The sequence below is a fragment of the Pseudomonas frederiksbergensis genome (genome assembly GCF_017114915.1).
GTDB lineage: Bacteria > Pseudomonadota > Gammaproteobacteria > Pseudomonadales > Pseudomonadaceae > Aquipseudomonas > Aquipseudomonas frederiksbergensis_I.
The window spans coordinates 1-23,352 of sequence record NZ_JAAUOE010000041.1; the positions used below are offsets into that span (position 1 = coordinate 1).

At 60.2% G+C, this 23,352-nt stretch carries 21 protein-coding genes and 2 pseudogenes; 12 read left to right on the plus strand and 11 right to left on the minus strand.

The features are described 5' to 3' along the window. Nucleotides 1-254 (minus strand): annotated as a pseudogene (locus tag HCU66_RS22640) (hypothetical protein); the annotation flags it as partial. A gap of 240 nt (nt 255-494) precedes the next feature. Between HCU66_RS22640 and HCU66_RS22645 the strand changes: the two are divergent. The 5 genes from HCU66_RS22645 to HCU66_RS22665 all read left to right on the plus strand — a co-directional run bounded on the left by HCU66_RS22645 (nt 495) and on the right by HCU66_RS22665 (nt 5,790). After that, nucleotides 495-1,520, plus strand: coding sequence for a LacI family DNA-binding transcriptional regulator (locus tag HCU66_RS22645; protein ID WP_338136466.1), 1,026 nt, complete (start codon nt 495-497; stop codon nt 1,518-1,520). Between the two features lie 70 nt (nt 1,521-1,590). Then, nucleotides 1,591-2,373, plus strand: a complete 783-nt coding sequence (locus tag HCU66_RS22650; protein ID WP_205890660.1) for a sugar phosphate isomerase/epimerase family protein — start codon at nt 1,591-1,593, stop codon at nt 2,371-2,373. Further along, entirely contained in the window at nt 2,366-3,373 is a 1,008-nt protein-coding gene (locus HCU66_RS22655; protein ID WP_205890661.1) for a sugar kinase, read from the plus strand. Before HCU66_RS22650 ends, HCU66_RS22655 begins: the two co-directional genes overlap by 8 nt. A gap of 119 nt (nt 3,374-3,492) precedes the next feature. Next, a complete protein-coding gene (locus tag HCU66_RS22660; RefSeq protein WP_205890662.1) occupies nt 3,493-4,791 on the plus strand; it encodes an MFS transporter in 1,299 nt (432 codons plus the stop codon). A 21-nt stretch (nt 4,792-4,812) separates the two neighbouring features. Beyond that, a complete protein-coding gene (locus HCU66_RS22665) occupies nt 4,813-5,790 on the plus strand; it encodes a 2-hydroxyacid dehydrogenase (protein WP_205890700.1) in 978 nt (325 codons plus the stop codon). Between the two features lie 179 nt (nt 5,791-5,969). Here HCU66_RS22665 and HCU66_RS22670 read toward each other — a convergent pair whose 3' ends face one another. The 4 genes from HCU66_RS22670 to HCU66_RS22685 form a co-directional block, all read right to left on the minus strand. Then, entirely contained in the window at nt 5,970-7,157 is a 1,188-nt protein-coding gene (locus HCU66_RS22670) for a pyridoxal phosphate-dependent aminotransferase (protein WP_205890663.1), read from the minus strand. 40 nt (nt 7,158-7,197) lie between these two features. After that, nucleotides 7,198-8,823 (minus strand): methyl-accepting chemotaxis protein, encoded by a 1,626-nt coding sequence (locus HCU66_RS22675; protein ID WP_205890664.1) that lies wholly within the window; start codon nt 8,821-8,823, stop codon nt 7,198-7,200. A gap of 277 nt (nt 8,824-9,100) precedes the next feature. Next, entirely contained in the window at nt 9,101-10,243 is a 1,143-nt protein-coding gene (locus HCU66_RS22680; protein WP_205890665.1) for a glycerate kinase, read from the minus strand. 274 nt (nt 10,244-10,517) lie between these two features. Then, nucleotides 10,518-11,648 carry a sugar diacid recognition domain-containing protein gene (locus HCU66_RS22685; protein WP_205890666.1) on the minus strand — a complete coding sequence of 377 codons (1,131 nt, stop codon included), beginning with the start codon at nt 11,646-11,648 and terminating at the stop codon, nt 10,518-10,520. A gap of 168 nt (nt 11,649-11,816) precedes the next feature. On the opposite strand from HCU66_RS22685, the gene HCU66_RS22690 reads away from it, so the two are divergent. After that, nucleotides 11,817-13,130 carry an MFS transporter gene (locus tag HCU66_RS22690; protein WP_205890667.1) on the plus strand — a complete coding sequence of 438 codons (1,314 nt, stop codon included), beginning with the start codon at nt 11,817-11,819 and terminating at the stop codon, nt 13,128-13,130. Nucleotides 13,131-13,282: 152 nt separating this feature from the next. On the opposite strand, the gene HCU66_RS22695 is transcribed toward HCU66_RS22690, so the two are convergent. Genes HCU66_RS22695 through HCU66_RS22705 form a run of 3 tightly spaced genes read right to left on the minus strand, consistent with a single transcriptional unit; the run spans nt 13,283 to nt 14,627 of the window. Then, on the minus strand, nt 13,283-13,534 hold the full coding sequence (locus tag HCU66_RS22695; RefSeq protein ID WP_205890668.1) for a DUF6124 family protein: 252 nt from the start codon (nt 13,532-13,534) through the stop codon (nt 13,283-13,285). Between the two features lie 5 nt (nt 13,535-13,539). Further along, complete coding sequence (locus tag HCU66_RS22700; RefSeq protein WP_205890669.1) at nt 13,540-13,914, minus strand: VOC family protein; 375 nt, start codon at nt 13,912-13,914, stop codon at nt 13,540-13,542. Continuing rightward, nucleotides 13,911-14,627, minus strand: coding sequence for an SDR family oxidoreductase (locus tag HCU66_RS22705; protein WP_205890670.1), 717 nt, complete (start codon nt 14,625-14,627; stop codon nt 13,911-13,913). The genes HCU66_RS22700 and HCU66_RS22705 overlap by 4 nt, the downstream gene beginning before the upstream one ends. A gap of 100 nt (nt 14,628-14,727) precedes the next feature. On the opposite strand from HCU66_RS22705, the gene HCU66_RS22710 reads away from it, so the two are divergent. The 3 genes from HCU66_RS22710 (at nt 14,728) to rarD (ending at nt 17,805) form a co-directional block, all read left to right on the plus strand. After that, on the plus strand, nt 14,728-15,627 hold the full coding sequence (locus HCU66_RS22710) for a LysR family transcriptional regulator (RefSeq protein WP_205890671.1): 900 nt from the start codon (nt 14,728-14,730) through the stop codon (nt 15,625-15,627). A gap of 69 nt (nt 15,628-15,696) precedes the next feature. Further along, nucleotides 15,697-16,710: an aldo/keto reductase gene (locus tag HCU66_RS22715; protein ID WP_205890672.1), complete on the plus strand. Its 1,014-nt coding sequence runs from the start codon at nt 15,697-15,699 to the stop codon at nt 16,708-16,710. 213 nt (nt 16,711-16,923) lie between these two features. Beyond that, the gene (gene rarD / locus HCU66_RS22720; RefSeq protein WP_205890673.1) at nt 16,924-17,805 is read left to right on the plus strand and encodes an EamA family transporter RarD; all 882 of its coding nucleotides are present in this window, start codon (nt 16,924-16,926) and stop codon (nt 17,803-17,805) included. A gap of 62 nt (nt 17,806-17,867) precedes the next feature. Here rarD and hppD read toward each other — a convergent pair whose 3' ends face one another. Beyond that, a complete protein-coding gene (hppD, locus tag HCU66_RS22725) occupies nt 17,868-18,944 on the minus strand; it encodes a 4-hydroxyphenylpyruvate dioxygenase (RefSeq protein ID WP_205890674.1) in 1,077 nt (358 codons plus the stop codon). Between the two features lie 246 nt (nt 18,945-19,190). After that, nucleotides 19,191-19,658 (minus strand): annotated as a pseudogene (locus HCU66_RS22730) (DMT family transporter); the annotation flags it as partial. Between the two features lie 52 nt (nt 19,659-19,710). On the opposite strand from HCU66_RS22730, the gene HCU66_RS22735 reads away from it, so the two are divergent. Next, nucleotides 19,711-21,246, plus strand: coding sequence for an EAL domain-containing protein (locus HCU66_RS22735; RefSeq protein WP_205890675.1), 1,536 nt, complete (start codon nt 19,711-19,713; stop codon nt 21,244-21,246). Between the two features lie 233 nt (nt 21,247-21,479). Beyond that, nucleotides 21,480-21,842, plus strand: a complete 363-nt coding sequence (locus tag HCU66_RS22740) for a histone-like nucleoid-structuring protein, MvaT/MvaU family (RefSeq protein WP_205890676.1) — start codon at nt 21,480-21,482, stop codon at nt 21,840-21,842. Between the two features lie 172 nt (nt 21,843-22,014). Here HCU66_RS22740 and HCU66_RS22745 read toward each other — a convergent pair whose 3' ends face one another. Further along, nucleotides 22,015-22,539, minus strand: coding sequence for a DUF4946 domain-containing protein (locus HCU66_RS22745; RefSeq protein ID WP_205890677.1), 525 nt, complete (start codon nt 22,537-22,539; stop codon nt 22,015-22,017). Between the two features lie 134 nt (nt 22,540-22,673). Between HCU66_RS22745 and gloA the strand changes: the two genes are divergently transcribed. After that, nucleotides 22,674-23,195: a lactoylglutathione lyase gene (gloA, locus tag HCU66_RS22750; RefSeq protein WP_205890678.1), complete on the plus strand. Its 522-nt coding sequence runs from the start codon at nt 22,674-22,676 to the stop codon at nt 23,193-23,195. Nucleotides 23,196-23,352 lie beyond the last annotated feature (157 nt).

Below are 23,352 nucleotides of genomic sequence, written 5' to 3' on the forward strand. Positions count from 1 at the left end.
ATGAATTCGGGTTTAATATCCGCAGGCACATAGGTATTTTCTTCTCTTACCGGCGGTAGTAAGGGTTGCTCAAAGCGAACAATCAGAATATCCCTTTCACCCGGTTTCGACGCCGGTTCGTCCCACAACGGGACTACCACATCAATACCTTTAGGCAACAAATCAAGTGGGATATGGCCCTCCGGATCAATATCGGCATCGGCCACACCTTTAACACTCGGCGCCTTAAATGTCAGTGGTTCATCGGACGCCATAGACTCAGCCCTATTCATGCTGTCGGGATTGTTCTTTGATGCTGTAAACAAACGTTGGAAATAATTAAGCGCCGTTTTCAATACGGTGACTACTATCATTTCTGACAGGTAAAGCGACCGCTCGTCGGAAGTATCGTACGCCTAGGGCCTCTTCTGGCTTGACCTGTACCGGTTAATGCCGTTTCATGAAACCGGTTTCAAGGCCAGACTACACAAACACCAATTACAAGGTTTAAAGCCGTGAACGACTTCTCCGCCGCCCAACGCAGCCGCGTCACCATGCTCGACGTCGCCGAACGCGCCGGCGTGTCCAAGGCCAGCGTCTCGCGGTTCATCGGCGACGACCGCGCCCTGCTCTCCGACGCCATTGCCCTGCGCATCGAGCAGGCGATTACCGAACTGGGCTACCGCCCGAACCAGATGGCCCGCGGCCTGAAACGCGGGCGTACCCGCCTGATCGGCATGCTGGTGGCCGATATCCGTAACCCTTATTCGATTGCCGTGATGCACGGGGTGGAAACCGCTTGCCGTCAGCACGACTACAGCCTGGTGGTGTGCAACACCGATCGCGATGACGAGCAGGAGCGTCAGCACCTGGCGTTGCTCCGCTCATACAACATCGAAGGCTTGATCGTGAACACCCTCGGCCATCACGTGGATGAGCTGCGTGAATTGCAGCGGGAAATGCCCATGGTGCTGGTGGATCGCAAGGTCGAGCAGTTCGACAGCGATCTGGTGGGGCTGGATAACCCGGCGGCGGTCGAGATGGCCGTTGCCCACCTTGAAGAACGCGGTTATCGCGAGGTGCTGTTGGTGACCGAGCCTTATGACGGCACCAGTTCGCGGATCGAGCGGGTCAGCAGTTTCAAGGCGCAGATCGAGCAGCGTACAGCGCTTTCAGGCGCGGTAGTCGAAACGGGGGGCGATCTGGCTGCCCGTTTGAAATCCTTTCTTGATACCCCTGGCCCCGGTCCGAAAGCGCTGTTCTGCGCCAACGGTATCGCCGCGCTGGCCAGTACCCATGCGTTGCGTGAGTTGAAGTGCAACCTGTTCGAGGATGTCGGGCTGATTGCCCTGGATGATCTGGATTGGTATCCGCTGGTGGGCAGCGGGATTACCGCCCTCGCCCAGCCGACGGAGGAGATGGGTGTGAGTGCGTTTGAGTGTTTGCTCAAGCGTTTGCGCGGGGATGATGGGGCGGTGCGGACTTTGGATTTTTCGGCGCGGTTGATTGTGCGTGGGTCGACCCTTGGGCATTTTCGGTGATTGAAAGAACAACACATCGATCACTGATTTTTTTTGAACAAAAATGAAACCGGTTTCAGAGGTGATAACAATGAACAAACCACCCGTTTCCATCAGCCTGTCCAGCTACGGCGCCGAGCTTGTGCGCCAACGCGGCCAAGGCAGTTTTGTCGAGGTGCTGGCCGCTGCCGGCGCCACCCACATCGAATGGCGCGAAGAGCTGCTGACCCTGGAAGACCCTGAGCAATTGGCCAACGCCACGCAATCCCGGGGCCTGGCAAGCGTGTATTCCTCACCAATGGAATTGTGGCTGGCCGGGCAGTCGGCACCTAACCCGGAACTGCTCTCGACCCTGAAGCGCGCCGAGGCATTCGGCGCCCAATGGTTGAAAGTCTCACTGGGTTATTTCACCGACAATAACGATTTGCAGAGACTGGCGCATCTGTTGCCACAGAGCCCGGTGCAGCTGTTGGTGGAAAACGACCAGACCTTGCACGGTGGCCGAATCGAACCGTTCCAGCGTTTCTTCGCCGCCGTCGAGCAGCACAACCTGCCGATCAAAATGACCTTCGACATCGGCAACTGGCATTGGCAGGACCAGTCCGCCGCCAACGCCGCGCGGCTGCTCGGTCGCCACGTCGGCTACGTGCACTGCAAAGCGGTGGCGCGCCGGGCCGACGGCAAACGGGTGGCGGTGCCGCCGACCGCCAGCGACTTGCATCTGTGGGGACAACTGCTGCGGCACATGCCCCACGGCGTGATGCGCGCGGCGGAGTATCCGCTGCAAGGCGCCGACCTGGTGCAACTGACCACCGAGCATGTCGCCACCCTCGCCCGTCTCGGTCAATCCCGCCTGGAGCCTGCCCATGTCTGAGATCGAGATTCTGTCGTTTGGTGAAACCATGGCGATGTTCGTCGCCGAGCAGACCGGTGAACTGGCTGGCGTCGGCCACTTCCACAAACGCATTGCCGGGGCCGACAGCAACGTCGCCATTGGCCTGTCGCGGTTGGGATTCAACGTCGCCTGGCTGAGCCGGGTGGGTGCGGACTCGCTCGGTCGGTTCGTCGTCGATACGCTGAAGAAGGAAGGCCTGGATTGCAGCCACGTCGACATTGACCCGGCGCACCCCACCGGATTTCAACTCAAGTCCCACGCCGACGATGGCCGCGATCCGGTGGTCGAGTATTTCCGTCGCGGCTCGGCGGCCAGTCATTTGTCGGTGCAGTCCATCGATCCGCAGCTGCTCAAGGCCCGGCACTTGCACGCCACCGGCATTCCCCCGGCGCTGTCGGCATCGGCCCGGGACATGTCTTTCGAGTTGATGACCCGTATGCGCGAAGCCGGGCGCAGCGTGTCGTTCGACCCCAACCTGCGCCCGAGCCTGTGGGCCAACGAGCAACAGATGATCACCGAAATCAACCGCCTCGCCGCCCTCGCCCATTGGGTGCTGCCGGGGGTGAGTGAGGGCCGTTTGCTGACCGGTTTCGAAGACCCCGCCGACATCGCGGCGTTTTACCTCGACCTGGGCGCCGAAGCCGTGGCGATCAAGCTTGGCCCGCACGGCGCGTATTACCGCACCCACCTGGATCAGGGCTTTGTCCCGGGTGTGCCGGTGCAAACGGTGGTCGATACGGTCGGTGCCGGCGACGGGTTCGCTGTCGGTCTGATCAGCGCCCTGCTGGAAAACCACAGCGTTGCCCACGCGGTGCAGCGCGCCAACTGGATCGGCAGCCGCGCGGTGCAGAGTCGGGGGGATATGGAGGGGTTGCCTACCCGGGCTGAAATGGATGCTGAATTTGAGGACGCCGTTCGCGGGCAAGCCTCGCTCCTACATGATCGTTCCCACGCTCCTGCGTGGGAATGCAGCCCGTGACGCTCCGCGTCACAGAGGACGCTCCGCGTCCCTAGAGGCATGCCCACGCAGGAGCGTGGGAACGAGATACCACAACCGTTACCTGCTGCGACAAAAACAACAAGCTCAGGAGCACCACTATGAAAACCGCAACCCTCGCCACCCGCCGCTGGTGGTACATCATGCCCATCGTGTTCATCACCTACAGCCTGGCGTATCTGGACCGCGCCAACTATGGATTCGCCGCCGCCTCCGGGATGGCGGCGGACCTGATGATCACCCCGGGGCTCTCTTCCCTGCTCGGCGCGCTGTTCTTCCTCGGCTATTTTTTCTTCCAGATACCGGGCGCGATCTACGCCCAGAAGCACAGCGTGAAGAAACTGATTTTCGTCAGCCTGATCCTCTGGGGTGGCCTGGCGACCCTGACCGGGATCGTCTCCAACGCCTACTGGCTGATCGTGATTCGCTTCATGCTCGGAGTGGTCGAAGCGGCGGTGATGCCGGCGATGCTGGTGTACCTGTGCCACTGGTTCACCCGTGCCGAACGCTCGCGCGCCAACACCTTCCTGATCCTCGGCAACCCGGTGACGATGCTCTGGATGTCGGTGGTCTCGGGCTACCTGATCCAGCATTTCAGCTGGCGCTGGATGTTCATCATCGAAGGTTTGCCGGCGGTGTTCTGGGCGTTTATCTGGTGGCGTCTGGCCGATGACCGTCCGGCTCAAGCCACGTGGCTCAACGATCAGCAAAAGCAGGACCTGGAAAGCGCCCTGGCCGCCGAACAGGTGGGCATCAAAGCGGTGAAAAACTACGCCGAAGCCTTCCGTTCGCCGAAAGTCATCATCCTGGCCTTGCAGTTTTTCTGCTGGAGCATCGGCGTCTACGGCTTCGTACTGTGGCTACCGTCGATCCTCAAGGCCGGCGCGCAAATGGACATGATCGAAGCCGGCTGGCTGTCGGCGTTGCCGTACCTGGCGGCAGTGATCGGCATGCTGCTGGTGTCCTGGGGCTCGGACAAACTGCAAAAGCGCAAACGCTTCGTCTGGCCACCGCTGCTGATCGCCTCGATTGCCTTCTACGGCTCCTACGCCCTGGGCGCGGAACATTTCTGGTGGTCCTACACCCTGCTGGTGATTGCCGGCGCCTGCATGTACGCCCCTTATGGACCGTTCTTCGCCATCGTTCCGGAAATCCTCCCGGCGAATGTGGCCGGCGGCGCCATGGCATTGATCAACAGCATGGGCGCGCTCGGTTCGTTTGGTGGCTCTTATTTGGTCGGTTACCTGAACAGCTCCACCGGATCGCCCGGTGCGTCTTATCTGCTGATGAGCGGCGCGTTGCTGGTGTCGGTGGTGCTGACGATTTTCCTCAAGCCCGGTGCCAGTGACCGGGTCGTGGCCAAGGCCTCGGCGCCCCGGCCGATGGCGACTCATTCCTGAATGGATGTTGATATGACGACGATGAAAAAACAGGTGGTGCTGTACAAGAAACTCTCGCCGCTGCTGATGGCTCGCTTGCATGAGCAGACCGAGGTGACGCTGATCGACAGCCTCGACGCCGAAGGCCTGGCCAAGCTGCGCCAGGCCCTGCCCCGCGCCCAAGGATTGCTCGGCGCCAGTCTGAAGCTGGACGCGGGGTTACTGGATCTGGCGCCGAATCTGGAAGCGATTGCCAGCGTGTCCGTGGGCGTCGACAACTACGACATCGACTACCTGACCGAACGGCGGATCCTGCTCAGCAACACCCCCGACGTGTTGACCGAGACCACCGCCGACACCGGTTTCGCGCTGGTCCTGGCCACCGCCCGGCGCGTGGTGGAACTGGCCAACATGGTTCGCGCCGGCCAGTGGAACCGCAATATCGGCCCCGCGCATTTCGGCAGCGATGTGCACGGTAAAACGCTGGGCATCATTGGCATGGGGCGGATTGGCGAAGCACTGGCACAACGCGGGCATTTCGGTTTTGGCATGCCGGTTCTGTATCACAGCCATTCGCCGAAACCGGCGGTGGAGCAGCGATTCAATGCGCAATACCGCAGCTTGCCGGAACTGTTGCAGCAGGCCGATTTCATTTGCCTGACCTTGCCGCTGACCGCCGAAACCGAAAAGCTGATCGGCGCCAGGGAGTTCGCCTTGATGCGCCCGCAGAGCATCTTCATCAACATTTCCCGGGGCAAGGTGGTGGACGAAGCGGCGCTGGTCGAGGCGCTGCGGCAGAACCGGATTCGCGCCGCCGGGCTCGATGTGTTCGAGCGGGAACCGCTGAGCCATGACTCGCCGCTGTTGCAGTTGAACAACGTAGTGGCGACGCCGCATATCGGCTCGGCGACCCATGAGACGCGGGAGGCCATGGCCCGGTGTGCGGTGGATAATCTGCTGGCAGCGCTGGCGGGTGAACGGCCGGTGAATCTGGTAAATACCGGAGCGTGGAAGGCCTAAGGGTGATCGTTCCCACGCTCCGCGTGGGAATGCATCCCGTGACGCTCCGCGTCACATCTGAAGCGGACGCAGAGCGTCCATGGCGGCATTCCCACGCGGAGCGTGGGAACGATCACGNCATTCCCACGCGGAGCGTGGGAACGATCAGGCGACGCGGGCGTGGGAACGATCAGGCTCGATCAGGCCCGCCGCACCTGCAGCAAATCCACCGCACACAAGGCAATCCGCCGGCACGCATCCGCCAGCTTCACCTGGTCCACCACCAACCCGATGCGAATATGCCCCGCCGCGCTCGGCCCGAAGGCTTCGCCGGCCAGCACCGACACGCCATAACGCTCCAGCAAGCGCTCGGCGAAATTCTGGGCGCCGAGCCCGGTCTGGCGCACGTCGACCATCACGAACATCCCGCCATCGGGCTTGATCGGCCGCAGGCCCGGGCAACCGTTCAACTTCGCGCATACCAGATCGCGACGCTGGCGATATTCCTCGCGCATCAGCGCCACTTCCGGCAAGTCCTCATCGAGCGCCACTTGTGCGGCTTTCTGGACGAAATCCGGAATCCCGAACAGCATGCACAACGACAGATTCATCACATGTTCGGCCAACGGTTTCGGGCCGATCATCCAGCCGACCCGCCAGCCGCTCATGGCATGGGACTTGGACAAACTGTTGAGGGTCGCGGTGCGCTCGGCCATGCCCGGCAGGCTGGCCGGGCTGATATGGTCGCCCTCATACAACAAATCGCTGTACACCTCATCGCTGATCAGCCAGAGATCATGCCGCACACACAGCGCTGCCAGTTCCTGCCAGATGTTCAAGGACAGGCTGGCGCCGGAAGGGTTGTTCGGGCTGTTGAGCAGAATCGCCCGGGTTTTGTCGGTGATCAGCGCCGCGACATCCGCCGGTTCTACCCGAAAGCCGTTCTCCGGACGCACCGCCACCGGCACCACGCGGGCCCCGCAGGCACCGAACACCGCTTCATAAGTGACGTACATCGGTTCGGCGACGATCACTTCGTCACCCGGGTCGAGCAGGCATTGGGCAACCGAATACACCGCGCACTGCGCGCCGGGCAGCACAATCACATGCTCGGCGTCCACCTCCTGGCCGCAGCGCCGCTGATGACGGCTGGCGATACTGCTGCGCAAGGTACGGGTGCCGCGCACATCCGAGTAATGGGTGTCGCCGGCCAACAGGCTGTCGATGGCGGCGTGGACGATCGGCAGCGGAGTGTCGAAATCCGGATCGCCGATAGAAAGCAGCAGCACGTCGACGCCCTGCTCGCGCAATTCCAGCGCTCGATCGTGAATCTTCCAGGCTGCCGCTCCGTCACCGGCGATTCGTTGGGTCAAGGCTGAATAGCGCATGTACTTCTCCTAACGCGCGAGTTCCAGTTTCAACCCTATCTCAAATCACGAAACGCGCCACCATGGCGTTCAAATTCACCGCCAACCGCGACAGTTCGTGAGTGGCGGCGCTGGTCTGATTGGCACCGGCGGCAGACTGCGTAGCCAAGTCGCGAATGTTCACCAGGTTGCGGTCGACTTCACGGGACACCTGAGCCTGTTCTTCCGAGGCGCTGGCGATCACCAGGTTGCGTTCGTTGATCAGCTGAATCGATTGGGTGATCTGCTCCAGGGCGATACCCGCGGCGCGGGCCATTTCCAGGGTGCTTTGGGTGCGCTGATTGCTTTGTTGCATCGACGAGACCGCTTGGCCGGTGCCGTTCTGAATGCCGGCGACCATTTTCTCGATTTCCTGGGTCGATTGCGCAGTGCGATGGGCCAGTGCCCGGACCTCGTCCGCCACCACCGCAAAGCCGCGCCCGGCTTCCCCGGCACGGGCGGCTTCGATCGCGGCGTTGAGGGCCAGCAGGTTGGTTTGCTCGGCAATGGCGCGGATCACGTCCAGCACTTTGCCGATGTCGCGGCCCTGAGCGGCCAGCCCCTCGATCATCAACGCGGTGTTTTGCACGTCGTGGGTCATGGTCTGGATCGCGTCGACGGTTTCCACCACCCGGTCACGCCCTTCACGGGCCGCCTGGGTCGACTGGTTCGAGGCTTCGGAGGTCGACACCGCGTTGCGCGCCACCTCTTCCACCGCGGCGGTCATTTCGTTGACGGCGGTGGCGGCCTGTTCGATTTCGTTGTTTTGCTGTTGCACGCCACGGGACGCTTCTTGGGTCACGGTGCTGAGTTGCTCAGCCGCGGCGCCCAGTTGCGTCGCCGAGCCGGCGATCTGTTCGATGGTCTTGCGCAGGTTGGCCTGCATGGCAGACAAGGCGCCGAGCAAGCGCGCCGGCTCGTCATTGCCATCGATGTCGATGACCTTGCTCAGGTTGCCGCCGGCAATGGTTTCAGCCGCCAGCACCGCACGGTTCAACGGCGTGAGAATGCTGCGGGTCAGCAGCCAGGCCAGCAGCACGGTCAGCAGCGAAGCCATCACCGCCACCGTCACGATGCCGATAAAGGCTTCGTTGTAATGCTCGCCCGCTTTGCTCGACGCGGATTTGGCATCGGCGGCATTGAGCGCCACCAGTTTGTTCAGTTGCTCGCCCATCTGATCGGTGCCTTCCTTGATCCGCGTGTTGATCAGGGTACGCATCTCATCGAGTTTATTCTGCCGCGACAGCTCCAGCATCTGGCTCTGGGCCTGCATGTAATTGTCGAGGGTGGTCTCAAAGGTTTTGTACAGCGCCGCTTCTTCAGGGCCGGCCGGCAAGGCGGCATAACTGGCCTGGGCGCTGCGCACCTTGTCGACGAGTACGCCGATGCGGGTTTGAGCCTCCTGCAATGCGGCCGGGTCACGGTTGACCAGTACGCGGAACGAGAGGATCCGCAGGCGCAGAACGTTTTCCGTCACGTTGCCCAGAAACCCGATGCTGGGTAACTGCGTTGCTTCCATGTCAACAGAGGCCTGGCGGATGATCGTCATGCGGTTCACGGCAAACACACCCAGCACGATGACCAGCAAGGCAATGAAGGCGAAACCCAGGAAAGCTCGAGGCGCGATGTTCAGATTACGCAGTGACATAAGGATGATCTCGGTAATTGAAGCGGCGAGCATCCTTGCTGTAATCACTGTCGGGCGGGCGATGGCGCGCACCTTTCAGTTTGGCGCCACTGTTGTAATAGGTTTGTGTGCGCCTATTGGATGTATCGGCCGGGGTTGAGGATTTTTGCAGGGGGGGTGGAGAATATTTTTCAATGCGCAATCTGTAGGAGCGGGCTTGCCCGCGAAGACGGCGGCACAGCCACCATTGATGGTGGCTGACACACCGCTTTCGCGGGCAAGCCCGCTCCTACATGGATTAGACGTTACGGGCGGCCACCCGCCAAACCCGCGCAATATCACTGGCGCGCTCACGCAGCAATCGCGGCGCCTCGGCGCAGGCCTGCTCCAGGGTCATCGGCCCGCTTGCCAACGCAAACGCCGCAGCGATGCCATGCTCGTACAGGGCCTGATACCCCTCGCCCAAGGTGCCGGCGATGACGATGACCGGCACGCCGTGCTGCCGTGCAATGCGCGCCACGCCGAACGGGGTTTTGCCGCGCAACGTCTGGGCATCGAAACGGCCTTCGCCGGTGATCACCAGGTCGGCGCCTTTGACTGCCTCGGCCAGGCCGACGAGTTCGGCGACCACTTCTACACCGGCCTGGAATTGCGCGCCGAGAAACGCCTTCGCGGCAAACCCCAAACCACCCGCCGCGCCGCTGCCCGGTTCATCGCGCACGTCCTTGTGCAGGGCTTGCGCGCAGAACTCGGCAAAGTGCCCAAGGGCGAGGTCCAGTTGCTGGACTTGCTCGGGCGACGCACCTTTCTGCGGGCCGAAAATCGCTGACGCGCCATGGGGGCCACACAGCGGATTATTGACGTCGGCGGCGATGTCGAAGCGCACTTCGGCCAGACGCGGATCGATGTCGCTCAGATCGAGACGGGCCAGTTGCGCCAGGGCCAAACCGCCCGGCGCCAGGGTGTGGCCCTGAGCGTCCAGTAGCTTTACTCCCAAGGCCTGCATCGCCCCGGCGCCGCCGTCGTTGGTGGCGCTGCCGCCAATCGCCAGAATCACCCGTTGCGCCCCGGCATCGAGCGCGGCGCGGATCAATTCGCCGGTGCCGAAGGTGCTGCTGGTGCACGCATCGCGCAGGCTGGGCAGGACCAATTGCAAACCACTGGCCTCGGCCATTTCGATGATCGCGGTGTGGCTCCGCGCCAACCAGCCCCAGGCCGCATCGACGGGTGCGCCCAACGGCCCGCGAACACGGGTGCGGCGCCGTTCTCCGTCGCACGCGGCCAGAATCGACTCGACCGTGCCTTCGCCGCCATCAGCCATCGGGCACTTGAGCAATTGCGCGTCCGGCCAAACGTGCGCCAACCCCAGCGCAATGGCTTCGGCCACACCCTGGGCACTCAGGCTGTCCTTGAACGAATCGGGGGCAATGACGATTTTCATGCGAATTCTCCAGTTCCAATGCGTCCATGCTGCCAGCAGGCCTGAACAATAACGCCAGTCCGCTGCACAAGCGGCCATGAGGATTATTGTTCATTTCCACAAAACCTTTGCCTACCCCGTAAGTCGTAGCAGCTGCCGAGCTTGCGAGGCTGCGTTCGGCGGCGAAGCCGTCGTGAAATCATGCGGCGCGGTGTGTCAGGTAAACCGTGCTTGCTGGAATTACGACGGCTTCGCCGCCGAACGCAGCCTCGCAGGCTCGGCAGCTGCTACGGTGCTACGGGACGGTGGTTGGCAGTTCGGTTTGGGGCAGGAGTTGGACGCCAAGGTAGAGCGCGAGCATTCCGTCCAGCTTTAGCGGATCAACGCCGCTGAGTTCAGCGATCCGCTCCATGCGATAACGCAAGCTGTTGCGGTGAATGCCCAGGGCATCGGCGCAGGCCTGGCTCTGGCCGTCGTGTTCGCACCAACTGCGCAGGGTCGCCAGTAACTGGCCGTTGCCATCCTTGGCGATGACTTTGCGCAACGGCCGCAGCAGCTCGTCCAGCGCATCGTCGTCGCGGTGCCGCCAGAGCATTACCGGCAGCCGATAACGGTTCAGGGTCAGCAAACGCGAATGCGGCAACACATCGCGCCCGTAGGCCAACAAATCGCCGACCCGCCGATAACAGCGGCGCAACCCCGACAAGCCATCGGCCTGTCCGCCCACGGCGATGCGCAAAATGTTCCAGCCCAGGCCATCGAGTTTTTCCAGCAGCCGTTCATTCTCGACCGCAGGCAGAGCCGGTCGGCACCAGAGCAACGAAGATTTGGCCGAGCTCACGCACCAACTGTCCGGGTAGCGCGACATCAACCAGGCGCTGAGCGCTTCGACGGTCTGGCTCGGGCCGTGTTCCATGCCCAACTCGAACAGGTACGGCACTCGCGTCATCTGCGGCTTGAGCCCCAGTTGCGCCGCTTCATCCAGCAACCGCGGCGAATCCCCCGCCTCGCTCAGCAGCAGCGCCAGCAGGTCATCGCAACGCTGGCGCCGCCATTGCTGTTCGGCCTGTTGATTGCGCTGGCCCACCAGCATCTCGGCGGTCATGCGCACCAGCTCGGCGTAGGTGCGCAATTGTTCGGGTTCGCCGGTGATGCCCAGCACACCGATCAAACGCTGATCGAGCAACAGCGGCAGGTTGATGCCCGGTTGCACGCCTTTGAGGTGAATCGCCGTCTGCGCGTCGATCTCCACCACGCGCCCGTTAGCCAGCACCAGTTGCGCGCCTTCGTGACGGGTGTTGATGCGCTCCGGTTCGCCGCTGCCAAGAATCAGCCCCTGACTGTCCATGACATTGACGTTGTAGGGCAGGATGGCCATCGCCCGGTCGACGATGTCCTGGGCCAGGTCGTGATCGAGTTCGAACATAGCGCGGATCCTTGAAAACGTGATGGGACGGGTTGTTCACCCGCACAGGCCTTGGTCGCAAACCCTGTGCTCAGGCACAAAGACAACCACCCAAGGGGTGGCTGAGACTCATCGGGCGATCAACGTTACCCTTGCGTCGCAAAAAATCATAATAAAGAGAGAGCCGCCATGTCACAGAGCGCCACCGCTACCCTGGCCAACGCTGACGACAAGAATGCCGTCTATAAGCGCATTACCCTGCGTTTGATCCCCTTCATCTTCATCTGCTACCTGTTCAACTACCTCGACCGGGTGAACGTCGGGTTTGCCAAACTGCAGATGCTCGACGCGCTGAAATTCAGCGAAACCGTGTACGGCCTCGGCGCCGGGATTTTCTTCATCGGCTACGTCCTGTGCGGCGTACCAAGCAACCTGGCCCTGACCAAATTTGGCCCGCGACGCTGGATCGCGCTGATGATGATCACCTGGGGCACGCTGTCGACCTGCCTGCTGTTCGTCACCACACCGACCGAGTTCTACACCCTGCGCCTGTTTACCGGTGCGGCCGAAGCGGGGTTCTTCCCCGGTGTGGTGCTATACCTCTCGCAGTGGTTCCCGACCTTCCGTCGTGGCCGCATCATGGCGCTGTTCATGTCGGCGATCCCGGTGTCGGGCCTGTTGGGTAGCCCGTTTTCCGGTTGGATCCTCAATCACTTCGGCGCAGGACAAGGCGGTTTGGCTGGTTGGCAGTGGATGTTCCTGCTGCAAGGCATTCCGACGGTGATCCTCGGCGCCCTCGCCTACTTCCTGCTCAGCGACAGTTACGCCAACGCCAAGTGGCTGACCCCTTACGAGCGCTCGGTACTTGAGGCCGACCACGCTGAAGACCTGGCCAGCAAACCGAAAAAAACCGCCACCGATTCGCTGCTGGCGGTGTTCAAAAACCCGGCGATCTGGGCGTTCGGCCTGATTTACTTCTGCATCCAGAGCGGTGTCTATGCGATCAACTTCTGGTTGCCGTCGATTATCAAAAATCTGGGCTTCAGCGATAACCTGGTGATCGGCTGGCTCAGCGCGATTCCGTACCTGTTGGCGGCGGTGTTCATGTTGATGGTCGGCCGTTCGGCGGACCTGCGCAAAGAACGCCGCTGGCACTTGGTAGTGCCGATGCTGATGGGCGCGGTCGGTCTGTTGATTGCCGTGAACTTCGCCACAACGCCAGCCATTGCCATCCTCGGCCTGACCCTCGCCACCATGGGCGCCCTCACTGGCCTGCCGATGTTCTGGCCAGTGCCGACGGCGATGCTCAGCGCGGGTGCGGCGGCGGGTGGTTTGGCGTTGATCAACTCCATGGGGCAGATGGCGGGTTTCCTTAGCCCGTATCTGGTGGGTTGGGTCAAGGACAGCACCGGGTCGACCGATGCCGCGCTGTATCTGCTGGCGGGTGTGATTGTGTGCGGGAGCTTGCTGGCGTTGCGCATGACGCGGACGTTGCGGGTTTAAGGTTCAGCGAAAACAAAAACGGCCCTCTCGGGTGATCGTTCCCACGCTCCGCGTGGGAATGCAGCCCGGGACGCTCCGCGTCCCTTCCAGAGCCGAACGCGGAGCGTCCGTTGAGGCATTCCCACGCAGAGCGTGGGAACGATCAATCCTCGCTAGCCCAGTGGATCGAGGTTGTCCAGCACTCGGTTGACGGCCAGTTCCCCGAGCATGACCACCGATTGAATTCCCAACATCATGTTGCGATGGGGCATGTCCATCAACCCGGCGAATTCACTGAGCATCACGCTCGCTGATGCCAGGGATTCGCAGGCGTTGACCAGCAGGGTTTCGTTATCGACCTTCCCACCGACATGGTAAATGGTGCTGGGTTTGCGCGTGAGTATCTGGAAATGTCTTTTAAACATCGCCGTTAAACACACTCCAGACTCCCCGCCTTGGCATCCAGCTCAATCACCAACCCACCCGGCATCTGCACGAAAATCTGCCAGATCCCGTCCTCCGGCACCTGCGCCACCTGATACGGCAAACCGCTAGCCCGGACCCGCCGCAATACCGCGGCGGCGTCCTCATCGGTGCGAAAGGCAATGTGGCTCAACACCGTCTCATCGAACGTCGGCTGTTCGATCACATGCACCAGCGCCTGCGCATCCTGATACAACCAGCGTCCGGGGAACGGAAATGGCGGGCGGCGTCCCGGCGCCAATCCCAGCAACGAACCGAAGGCTTCCTGCAACGGTTGCCCGTCGGGGGTGTTGAAGGCCAGATGATCAAAGTGCCAACTCATAACAACCCTCCTCCGTCGACATCGATAACGGTGCCGCTGATAAAGTCGTTTTCCATGGCCAGAATAAACGCCGCCGCCAGATCTTGCGGGGTGCCAACCCGGCCCACTGGCAACGCGGTGGCGGTACGGGCAAACATCGCGGCGCGTTGCGTTTCATCCATGCTGGCGTAAGCCTCGGTGTCGGTCACGCCGGGGCTTATGACGTTGACCCGGCGCGGTGCCAGTTCCTTGGCCAGCTGCTTGCCCAAGGCCTCCAGCGCCGCATTCAAGGTGGTTTTGATGAACTGCCCGGCGACGAATTTGCGCGACAACAGACCCGAGGTCAGCGTGATGCTGCCACGTGCGCTCAGGTATGGCAGCGCGACCTGGATCGCCCGCAGCGTGCCCCAGAATTTGACGTCGAAAGCCTGTTGGGCGTGCTGCAAATCGCTGTCAGCCAGCGGTTTGGCGCTCACACTCGGACCGGCAGTGATCACCAGATGATCGAAAGGGCCGATACGCTCGAACAGCTGTCGCAACGACGCTTGATCGGTGATGTCCGCCGCTTCGTGTCGGATGTTGGCATCGTGGTCAACCGCTGGCTGGCGGCGACTCACCGCCACCACACGGGCTTCACGCTCGGCTGCAGCCTGGACGATGGCTGCGCCTATTCCGCTGCTGCCACCGATCACCACGACGGTCTGATTGTGCAAGCAAGCGTTGAGTTGTGTCATGAGCCGATCTCCGGTCGGGTTAGGGAGATTCAATCTTCCCCGGTTGCCAATCGAAGAAAAATCCCGGTAAATCAGAAGGATCTTTAAAGGATTTTTACCAATGAGCTCGATTCTCGATCTGGAGATCTTCGTTCGCACCGCCGATTCCGGCAGCATTTCCGCCGCCGCCCGCGCCCTGGAACTAACCCCGGCGGCGGCCAGCATCGCCCTCAAACGCCTGGAAACCCGCCTCGGCATTCGCTTGCTGGCCCGTTCCACGCGAAGCATGCGCCTGACCGAAGAAGGCCGGCGTTATCTGGAAAGTGTGCGCCTGGCACTGGCCGCGCTGGCCGAAGGCGAGCAGGCGCTCAAGCAACAGACCCAAGGCTTGAGCGGTGTGCTGCAACTGGCCGCGCCGTCGGACTTCGGGCGCAATGTACTGTTGCCGTGGCTGGATGATTTCAAGCGCCAACACCCACACATTCAATTGCAGCTATTGCTCAACGATCGCCATGCCGACCTGTTCCGCGAGACGGTCGATGTGGCCCTGCGCTTCGGTGTGCCGAGTGACTCGACGTTGGTAGCGCTGCCGATTCTGCCGCAGCATCGGCGCGTGGCCTGCGCCAGCCCCGAGTACCTGGTCCGCCATGGCACGCCGCAGCATCCCGATGAATTGGGTGAGCACAGCGCCCTGCTCTACCTGCGCAATGGCCGACCCTACAACCATTGGCGTTTCAGCCGTGGTGATGAGGTGCTGGAGGTCGATGTGCATGGCGACTATCTGAGCGATGACGGCGAAGTGGCCCGCCGCTGGGCACTGGCCGGGCATGGCATCGCCTACAAGGCCTGGCTCGACGTCGCCGCCGATGTGCAGGCCGGGCGCCTGGTGACGCTGTTCGATGACTGGCAAGGCGAAAGCGTGCCGTTCAATTTGCTGTGCCCGCATCGGGTTCAGGTGTCGGAGCGGGTCAAAGTGCTGCAAGCGTTTTTGCAGGAGCGTTGTGAGGCACTGCGCCGATAATTCAGATTGCTCCGCGCGGCGGTTCTTGGTATTTGATTGAAGCTTTCTCACCGGTAAAAGGATTTCGTCATGAGTTATCGCACGCTGGGTCATTCGGGTTTACAGGTGTCGACCCTCACATTGGGCACCATGATGTTCGGCGAACAGACCAGCACCGAAGATTCCCGGCGGATCATCGACAAGGCCTGGGACCAGGGCATCAATTTCATCGACACCGCGGACGTTTACACCAACGGCCGCTCCGAAGAGATCGTCGGCGAAGCGATCGCCAGTCGCCGCCAGGAATGGGTGCTGGCTACCAAAGTCGGTTTCGGCCCGGTGGACGGTGTGCCGAACCGCAGCGGTTTGAGCCGCAAGCATCTGTTCAATGGTCTGGAGGCCAGCCTGACCCGGCTCGGCACGGACTATCTGGACATTTATTACCTGCACCGCGAAGACCACAACACGCCGCTGGAAGTCACGGTGTCGGCCATCGGCGATTTGATCCGCCAGGGCAAGATCCGTTACTGGGGTTTGTCGAACTACCGTGGTTGGCGCATCGCTGAGGTGATTCGTGTGGCCGACAAACTCGGTGTCGACAGACCGGTGATCAGCCAGCCGCTGTACAACATCGTCAACCGTCAGGTGGAAACCGAGCAGATCACCGCCGCGCAAAACTATGGCTTGGGCGTGGTGCCTTACAGCCCGCTGGCGCGCGGCGTGCTCAGCGGCAAGTACGCCCCGGACGTGACACCGGACGCCAACAGCCGCGCCGGGCGCCAGGACAAACGCATTCTGGAAACCGAATGGCGCGTGGAGTCGCTGCGCATTGCCCAGCAGATCCAGCAATACACCCAGGAGCGTGGCGTGGGCATCGTCGAGTTTGCGATTGCCTGGGTACTGAATAACAGCGCCGTCACCTCGGCCATCGTCGGCCCCCGCACTGAACAACAGTGGGACGCGTACACCAAGGCCCTGGCGGTGAAGATCACGGCAGAAGATGAAGCCTTTATCGATTCGCTGGTGACACCGGGGCATGCGTCGACACCGGGGTTCAATGACGTGAGCCATTTTGTGCCGGGGCGTAAACCGCGTTCGGCTTGACACACATCTCTTGTAGGAGCGGGCTTGCCCGCGAAGGCCGTCTGCCAGTCGACATCGATGTTGAATGTGCCGACCCCTTCGCGGGCAAGCCCGCTCCTATTGGTCGGTATTGAGTTGCAATCAATGTTGAAAATATTGATCACCCGACCAATATTCAGCACAAAAACCACGTATCCTGCGCGCCCCGTTTGACCTTCAACCCGCGAGGACAGTTTGGCTAAAGGTATCGCTCTATCGGTCACAGCCTCGACGCTGTTTGCCGTCATGTATTACTACACTTCGTTGCTCACCCCCTTGAGCGGCCTGGAAATCTTTGGCTGGCGGATGCTGCTGACCGTGCCCTGCATGACCGTGTTCATGCTGGTCTCCGGCGAATGGCGGCGTGTGCTGGAGTTGCTGCGCCGGGTTGCCGAACATCCGAAACTGATTGGCGGCCTGATCGTTTCGGCGGCGTTGCTTGGCGTGCAGTTGTGGCTGTTCATGTGGGCGCCGCTCAACGGCTATAGCCTCGATGTGTCGCTGGGTTACTTCCTGTTACCGCTGGCCATGGTGCTGACCGGGCGCATCGCCTACGGTGAAAGCCTGTCGTACCTGCAAAAGATCGCGGTGTTCTTTGCCAGCGTCGGTGTGCTGAATGAGCTGTATCAGGTCGGCGGATTCTCTTGGGCGACGCTGGTGGTGGTCGTCGGTTACCCACTGTATTTCGTTCTGCGCAAATACCTGAAGGCGGACAACCTCGGCGGATTATGGGTCGACATGACGTTGATGTTGCCGGTGGCGTACTGGTTTGTGCGCGGCGGTGAACAGGGTTTCGACGTGTTCGATCAGTACCCGGCGCTGGCGTGGCTGATCCCGCTGCTCGGGCTGATCAGTGCTTCGGCGCTGGTGGTGTACATCATTGCCAGCCGGCTGCTGCCGTTCAGCCTGTTCGGTTTGTTGAGTTACGTGGAGCCGGTGTTGCTGCTCGGGGTGGCGCTGCTGCTCGGCGAAAGCATCAAGCCTGAGGAATGGCTGACCTACATCCCGATCTGGCTGGCGGTGGTGGTGCTGGTGTTCGAAGGATTCAAGCATTTGATGCGCCAACGGCGCCCGTAAAAACCCAAGAAAAAGCCCGGCCTGCATCACTGCAGGCCGGGCTTTTTTACATCTGTTTCAGGTTACTCGGTGGCGAGTACGCCACGACGCACCTGGTCACGCTCGATGGACTCGAACAGCGCCTTGAAGTTGCCTTCGCCGAAACCATCATCGCCTTTACGCTGAATGAATTCGAAGAACACCGGCCCCATCAGGGTTTCCGAGAAAATCTGCAGCAGCAGACGCTTGTCACCCGGCTCCGACGAGCCGTCCAGCAAAATGCCCCGCGCTTGCAGTTGATCGACCGGCTCGCCATGGTTCGGCAAACGGCCTTCGAGCATTTCGTAGTAGGTGTCTGGCGGCGGCGTCATGAAGCGCATGCCGATTTTTTTCAGGCGGTCCCAGGTGTCGATCAGGTTATCGGTGAGGAATGCCACATGCTGGATGCCCTCGCCGTTGAACTGCATCAGGAACTCTTCGATCTGCCCGGCGCCCTTGGACGACTCTTCGTTCAGCGGGATGCGAATCATGCCATCCGGCGCGGTCATCGCCTTGGAGGTCAGGCCGGTGTATTCGCCTTTGATGTCGAAGTAACGGATTTCGCGGAAGTTGAACAGCTTCTCGTAGAAGTTGGCCCAGTAGGCCATGCGACCGCGATACACATTGTGGGTCAGGTGATCAATGATCTTCAGACCGGCGCCGACCGGGTTGCGGTCAACGCCTTCGATGAACACGAAGTCGATGTCGTAGATGGAGCTGCCTTCACCGAAACGGTCGATCAGGTACAACGGCGCGCCGCCGATGCCTTTGATCGCCGGCAGGTGCAACTCCATCGGACCGGTCTCGATGTGGATCGGCTGGGCGCCGAGTTCCAGGGCGCGCTTGTAGGCCTTTTGCGAATCCTTGACCCGGAACGCCATGCCGCACACCGACGGGCCGTGCTCGGCCGCGAAGTATGAGGCCACGCTGTGGGGTTCATTGTTGAGGATCAGGTTGATCGAGCCCTGGCGATACAGGTGCACGTCTTTGGAACGGTGGGTCGCGACCTTGGTGAAGCCCATGATCTCGAAGATCGGCTCCAGGGTGTTCGGGGTTGGCGATGCGAATTCGATGAACTCAAAGCCCATCAGGCCCATTGGGTTTTCGTATAAATCTGCCATTTTGGCGCCTCATCATGCTTTTAGAATTAACGGATCGTTAGTTGCTAGCAATGCTGAGACCGGCGGGTGGCGCGCAGGAGATGCCCCTCACGCTTCGGGCGAGGAAGTCACCGTAGATCAATTGGAACCCAAATATCTTCATTGTCGACCCAAGGCTCTTGCGGGCGAGGCTTCTGCTGCCAGAAGACGATTATTCTTATATGCGTAACCGGATTCTACACAGCGTAAATCAGTTTGTCCGCCTTCTTATACAATCCCCTTTTTCGTGGCCTGCGCAAGCGGTTTGTTGCACAGGAAAATCCCCGTCAGGATCAGCCCGCCGCCCAGGTACATCGCCAGTGTCAATTGCTCACCCAATAACAAGGCACCGAGGAGAACGGCGGTCAGCGGGTTCAAGGCGATGAACACGCCCGATCGCGTCGCGCCGATTTTGCGGATACCGTCGTAATAATCAATGTAGGCCAATGCCGAACCCAGCACGCCCAGGTACATCAGGCTCAACCATTGTTGCGCGCCGAGCCCGGTGAGCGCCGCGACACTCAACTCGCCCCGCACGGTGCTGGTTATGCACAGCATCAGCGTGCCGAGCAAAATCGAATACGTCACTGTCTGCAACGGCCCCAGTGTTTGATTCAGACCTTTGGAAAACAGCGAGTAAATGCCCCAGCCGAGTACGCAGCCGAAAATCAACAAATCGCCAATCCAGGCGGCATAAGTGCCAACGGCCAACTATCATGGCTGCACTTTTCCGGGGAAACATTCGCGCATGCCACTGAACGTCAAAAGCCGCCGCAACCGTGGCACCCGGATCGTGGTCACCGTTCTGAGTGGGTTGCTCCCGGTTTTGCTGGGGTTGGTCATTCTTTATCTGCAGGCTGAACGTGCGCTCAGGCAAAGTACTGAACTGACTGCCGAACAAGCCATTCGCCAATTCGAACTGATGCTCGACAACACCGCCCAGGCGGCGCAAGTGCTACTGCCGCTGGCCGGCCAAAACTGCAATGACGTCAAGCTGGCCCTGCGCGAACAAGTCACCCGCCGGCCGTTCGTGCGCTCGACCAGCCTTGTGTGGGCCGACAACCTCTATTGCAGTTCGTTGTTCGGCGACTATCAGGAAAAGGTCAATTCCGGCGACTACACGCAGGGCAAGTTGTGGCTTATGAATGGCAACCCGGTCACGCCCAATACCCCATTACTGGTCTATCGACTCAGTGAAGGAAACCAGGGCGCATTGACCACGCTGGACGGTTATCACCTGAGCAACGTGTTGCGCCTGATTGGTCGCAAGACATTACTGCTGCTGCAAGTCGGCCCTTATTGGTTATCCGCCGACGGCAAGGTCCACGACGATGCCCTGCCCGACTTGCCGGTGGCGCGAAACGTGCTGACGTCGCCACGTCATGCCTTTACGGTGGCCGCCGGTTTCCCCGAAGGAGAAACCTGGCGTTACATGCGCAGTGAGTACCCGCCGCTGTTCAGTCTACTGATCCTCTTCGGCGTGGTGTCGGGCTCGATCGGGCATGTCCTGCAGAAGCGCTCAACATCGCCCAGCCGTGAAATGCAGCGTGCACTGGAGGCCGCGGAGTTCATTCCGTATTTTCAGCCGGTGGTGCATGGCGACAGTAAGCAGTGGTCCGGCGCTGAAGTGTTAATGCGCTGGAAACATCCCGAGGAAGGCCTGGTGCGCCCTGATCTGTTCATCCCGTTTGCCGAACATTCCGGGCTTATCGTGCCAATGACCCGCTCGTTGATGCAACAGACCGCTAAATTGCTCGCGCCTCTTTCATCCGATTTTGACGGGCCGTTTCACATTGGTATCAACATCACCGCCAGTCACTGCCAGGATCTGGAGCTGGTCGAGGACTGCCGTCAATTCCTCAGCGCTTTCGCACCGGGCAGCGTCCACCTGGTGCTGGAATTGACCGAACGCGAACTCATCGAGCCGACAGCCATCACGCTCCAGCTGTTCGAGCAACTTCACGCGCTGGGTGTGATGATCGCCATCGACGACTTTGGCACCGGTCACTCAAGCCTCGGTTACTTGCGTCAGTTCAATGTGGACTTCCTGAAAATCGACCAGAGTTTTGTCGCCATGATCGGTGTCGACGCCCTCTCCCGGCACATTCTGGACAGCATCATCGAACTCTCGGCCAAGCTCGATCTGGGCATTGTCGCCGAAGGCGTGGAAACCGTGGGGCAAAGTGATTATCTGACGGCCCACGGGGTAAACTTTCTGCAAGGTTATCTGTTTGGCCGACCGATGCCCGGCGCGGAATTCATTAGTGCATTAAGTGGTCATTAACGAACCACTTCAAGCGGCGAGATCACGATGATGGACACAAAATTGAATCAAAAGACTACTCTTGTTACATGAAAAAACGTCAGGATTTACTCTTGGCCGATTAACTACTACAATTTTTCATACCTGTGCAGAATCGACAGGTGAGCCAATAATCACCGAGTCGCTTCAAGGCTCTTGGCTTATAGCTTTGTTTGCGGTTGGTATCAGCCAAACACACTATTGGAGTAAAGATATTGTCCAGACTCGCTGAATTTCGTGCAGCTGAAAAGGCCCTTCAAGAACAGCTCAAGCAGTTGGAATCGCTGAAGAACGATGCCGGGCTCAAGAAAGAAATCGAATTCGAAGAAAAGCTCCAGGGGCTGATGAAAACCTACGGCAAGAGCTTGCGCGACATCATCGCCATCCTCGATCCACACCCGGCAAAATCCGGTTTGCAGGCAACTGCGCCCAAAACCCGCCGCGCTCGCGTGGTCAAGGTTTATCAGAACCCGCACACCGGTGAACTGATTGAAACCAAGGGTGGCAACCATCGTGGCCTGAAAGCCTGGAAGGAACAATACGGCGCAGCCACCGTTGATTCCTGGTTGCGTGGCTAAGCGCTCACGGTAATAAAAAGCCCTGCCAATGCAGGGCTTTTTCATGGATGCCCTCTAAAGGCGACGAGCGTCGCTGAACAACTCGTTACATGCTGACTAACTTTGTGCTTAATCCGTTTGGCTATCTAAACATGCGCGCCGTGCCGAAAGGCGCTGAAACAGAAACCTTGAACTAAAGTTTCAAGCTGTTTCGAATGGCCTCTATGTCGCCCTGACTTGCCTTATACACCTCGGCCTGCCCCGCGTAGGAAAGAACATAGGCCTTACCGGCGTCCACCGCAGCGACCAATGTTTGAGACAGCACATGTCGACCGTTTTGGGTAATCGTGCAGGTAGTTTCCAGCGCTGATAACCGGCTCAAGGTAGTCGCATGAATTTTGCTGCAAACGCTCTGATACCCGCCCTGAAAAAAGTCCTTCTGCACTGACTTGCGCATTTCCAGCAACACACCCTCAAGATTCACCTGATGACCGCTTTCCACTTGAGTCATGGTCAACTCCATCACCATTACCGGTGTACCGCCCTGATCGTTTTTAACCGCGCGCTGGCGAGATACCTGTGACTTGGCCTCATCCTGCGCAACGGTTTCGACTGCCCATCCGTTTGGCCAGGTCACGACCGGAGCCTCTGCATGAGCACTGGCAACTCCCGACAGCAGATACATCAGGACGAATATCGGTAGAAAGAATCGAATCATTGCAATGAACACTCACGAATTGAGGCGCAAAGTCTGAGCTTCACCCGGCTGTCAGGCAAGCCTGCGGTTTCGGTTTGGCGATGTCGCAGCCCTTGCGTATCATTGCGGTCATTCCCAGATTTTCCGGAGGGCCCATGAGCCTGCACGAACTCAATACCTTTCCCGGCGTAACCGCCCAACCGGACACCGCCACCCAGAAGTTCGTCTTCAACCACACCATGCTGCGGGTCAAGGACATCACCAAATCCCTGGATTTCTACACCCGCGTCCTGGGTTTCTCGCTGGTGGAGAAACGCGATTTCCCGGAAGCCGAATTCAGCCTGTATTTCCTGGCGCTGGTTGATAAAGCACAGATCCCAACCGATGCCGGCGCTCGTACCGAATGGATGAAATCGATCCCCGGCATTCTCGAACTGACCCACAACCATGGCACCGAGAGCGACGCGGATTTCGCCTATCACAACGGCAACACCGACCCGCGCGGCTTCGGCCATATCTGCATTTCGGTGCCGGACATCCGCGCCGCGTGCGAGCGCTTCGAAGCGCTGGGCTGCGATTTCCAGAAACGCCTGAACGATGGCCGCATGAAGAGCCTGGCGTTCATCAAGGACCCGGATGGTTACTGGGTCGAGATCATTCAGCCGGCACCGTTGTAAAAAGATCGCAGCCTTGATCGTTCCCACGCTCTGCGTGGTAACGCCTCCTGTGATGCTCGGCGTCACGCTTTTGGGACGCGGAGCGTCCCGGGCTGCATTCCCACGCAGAGCGTGGGAACGATCAACCTACAAAAAAAACCCATGATCGCTCATGGGG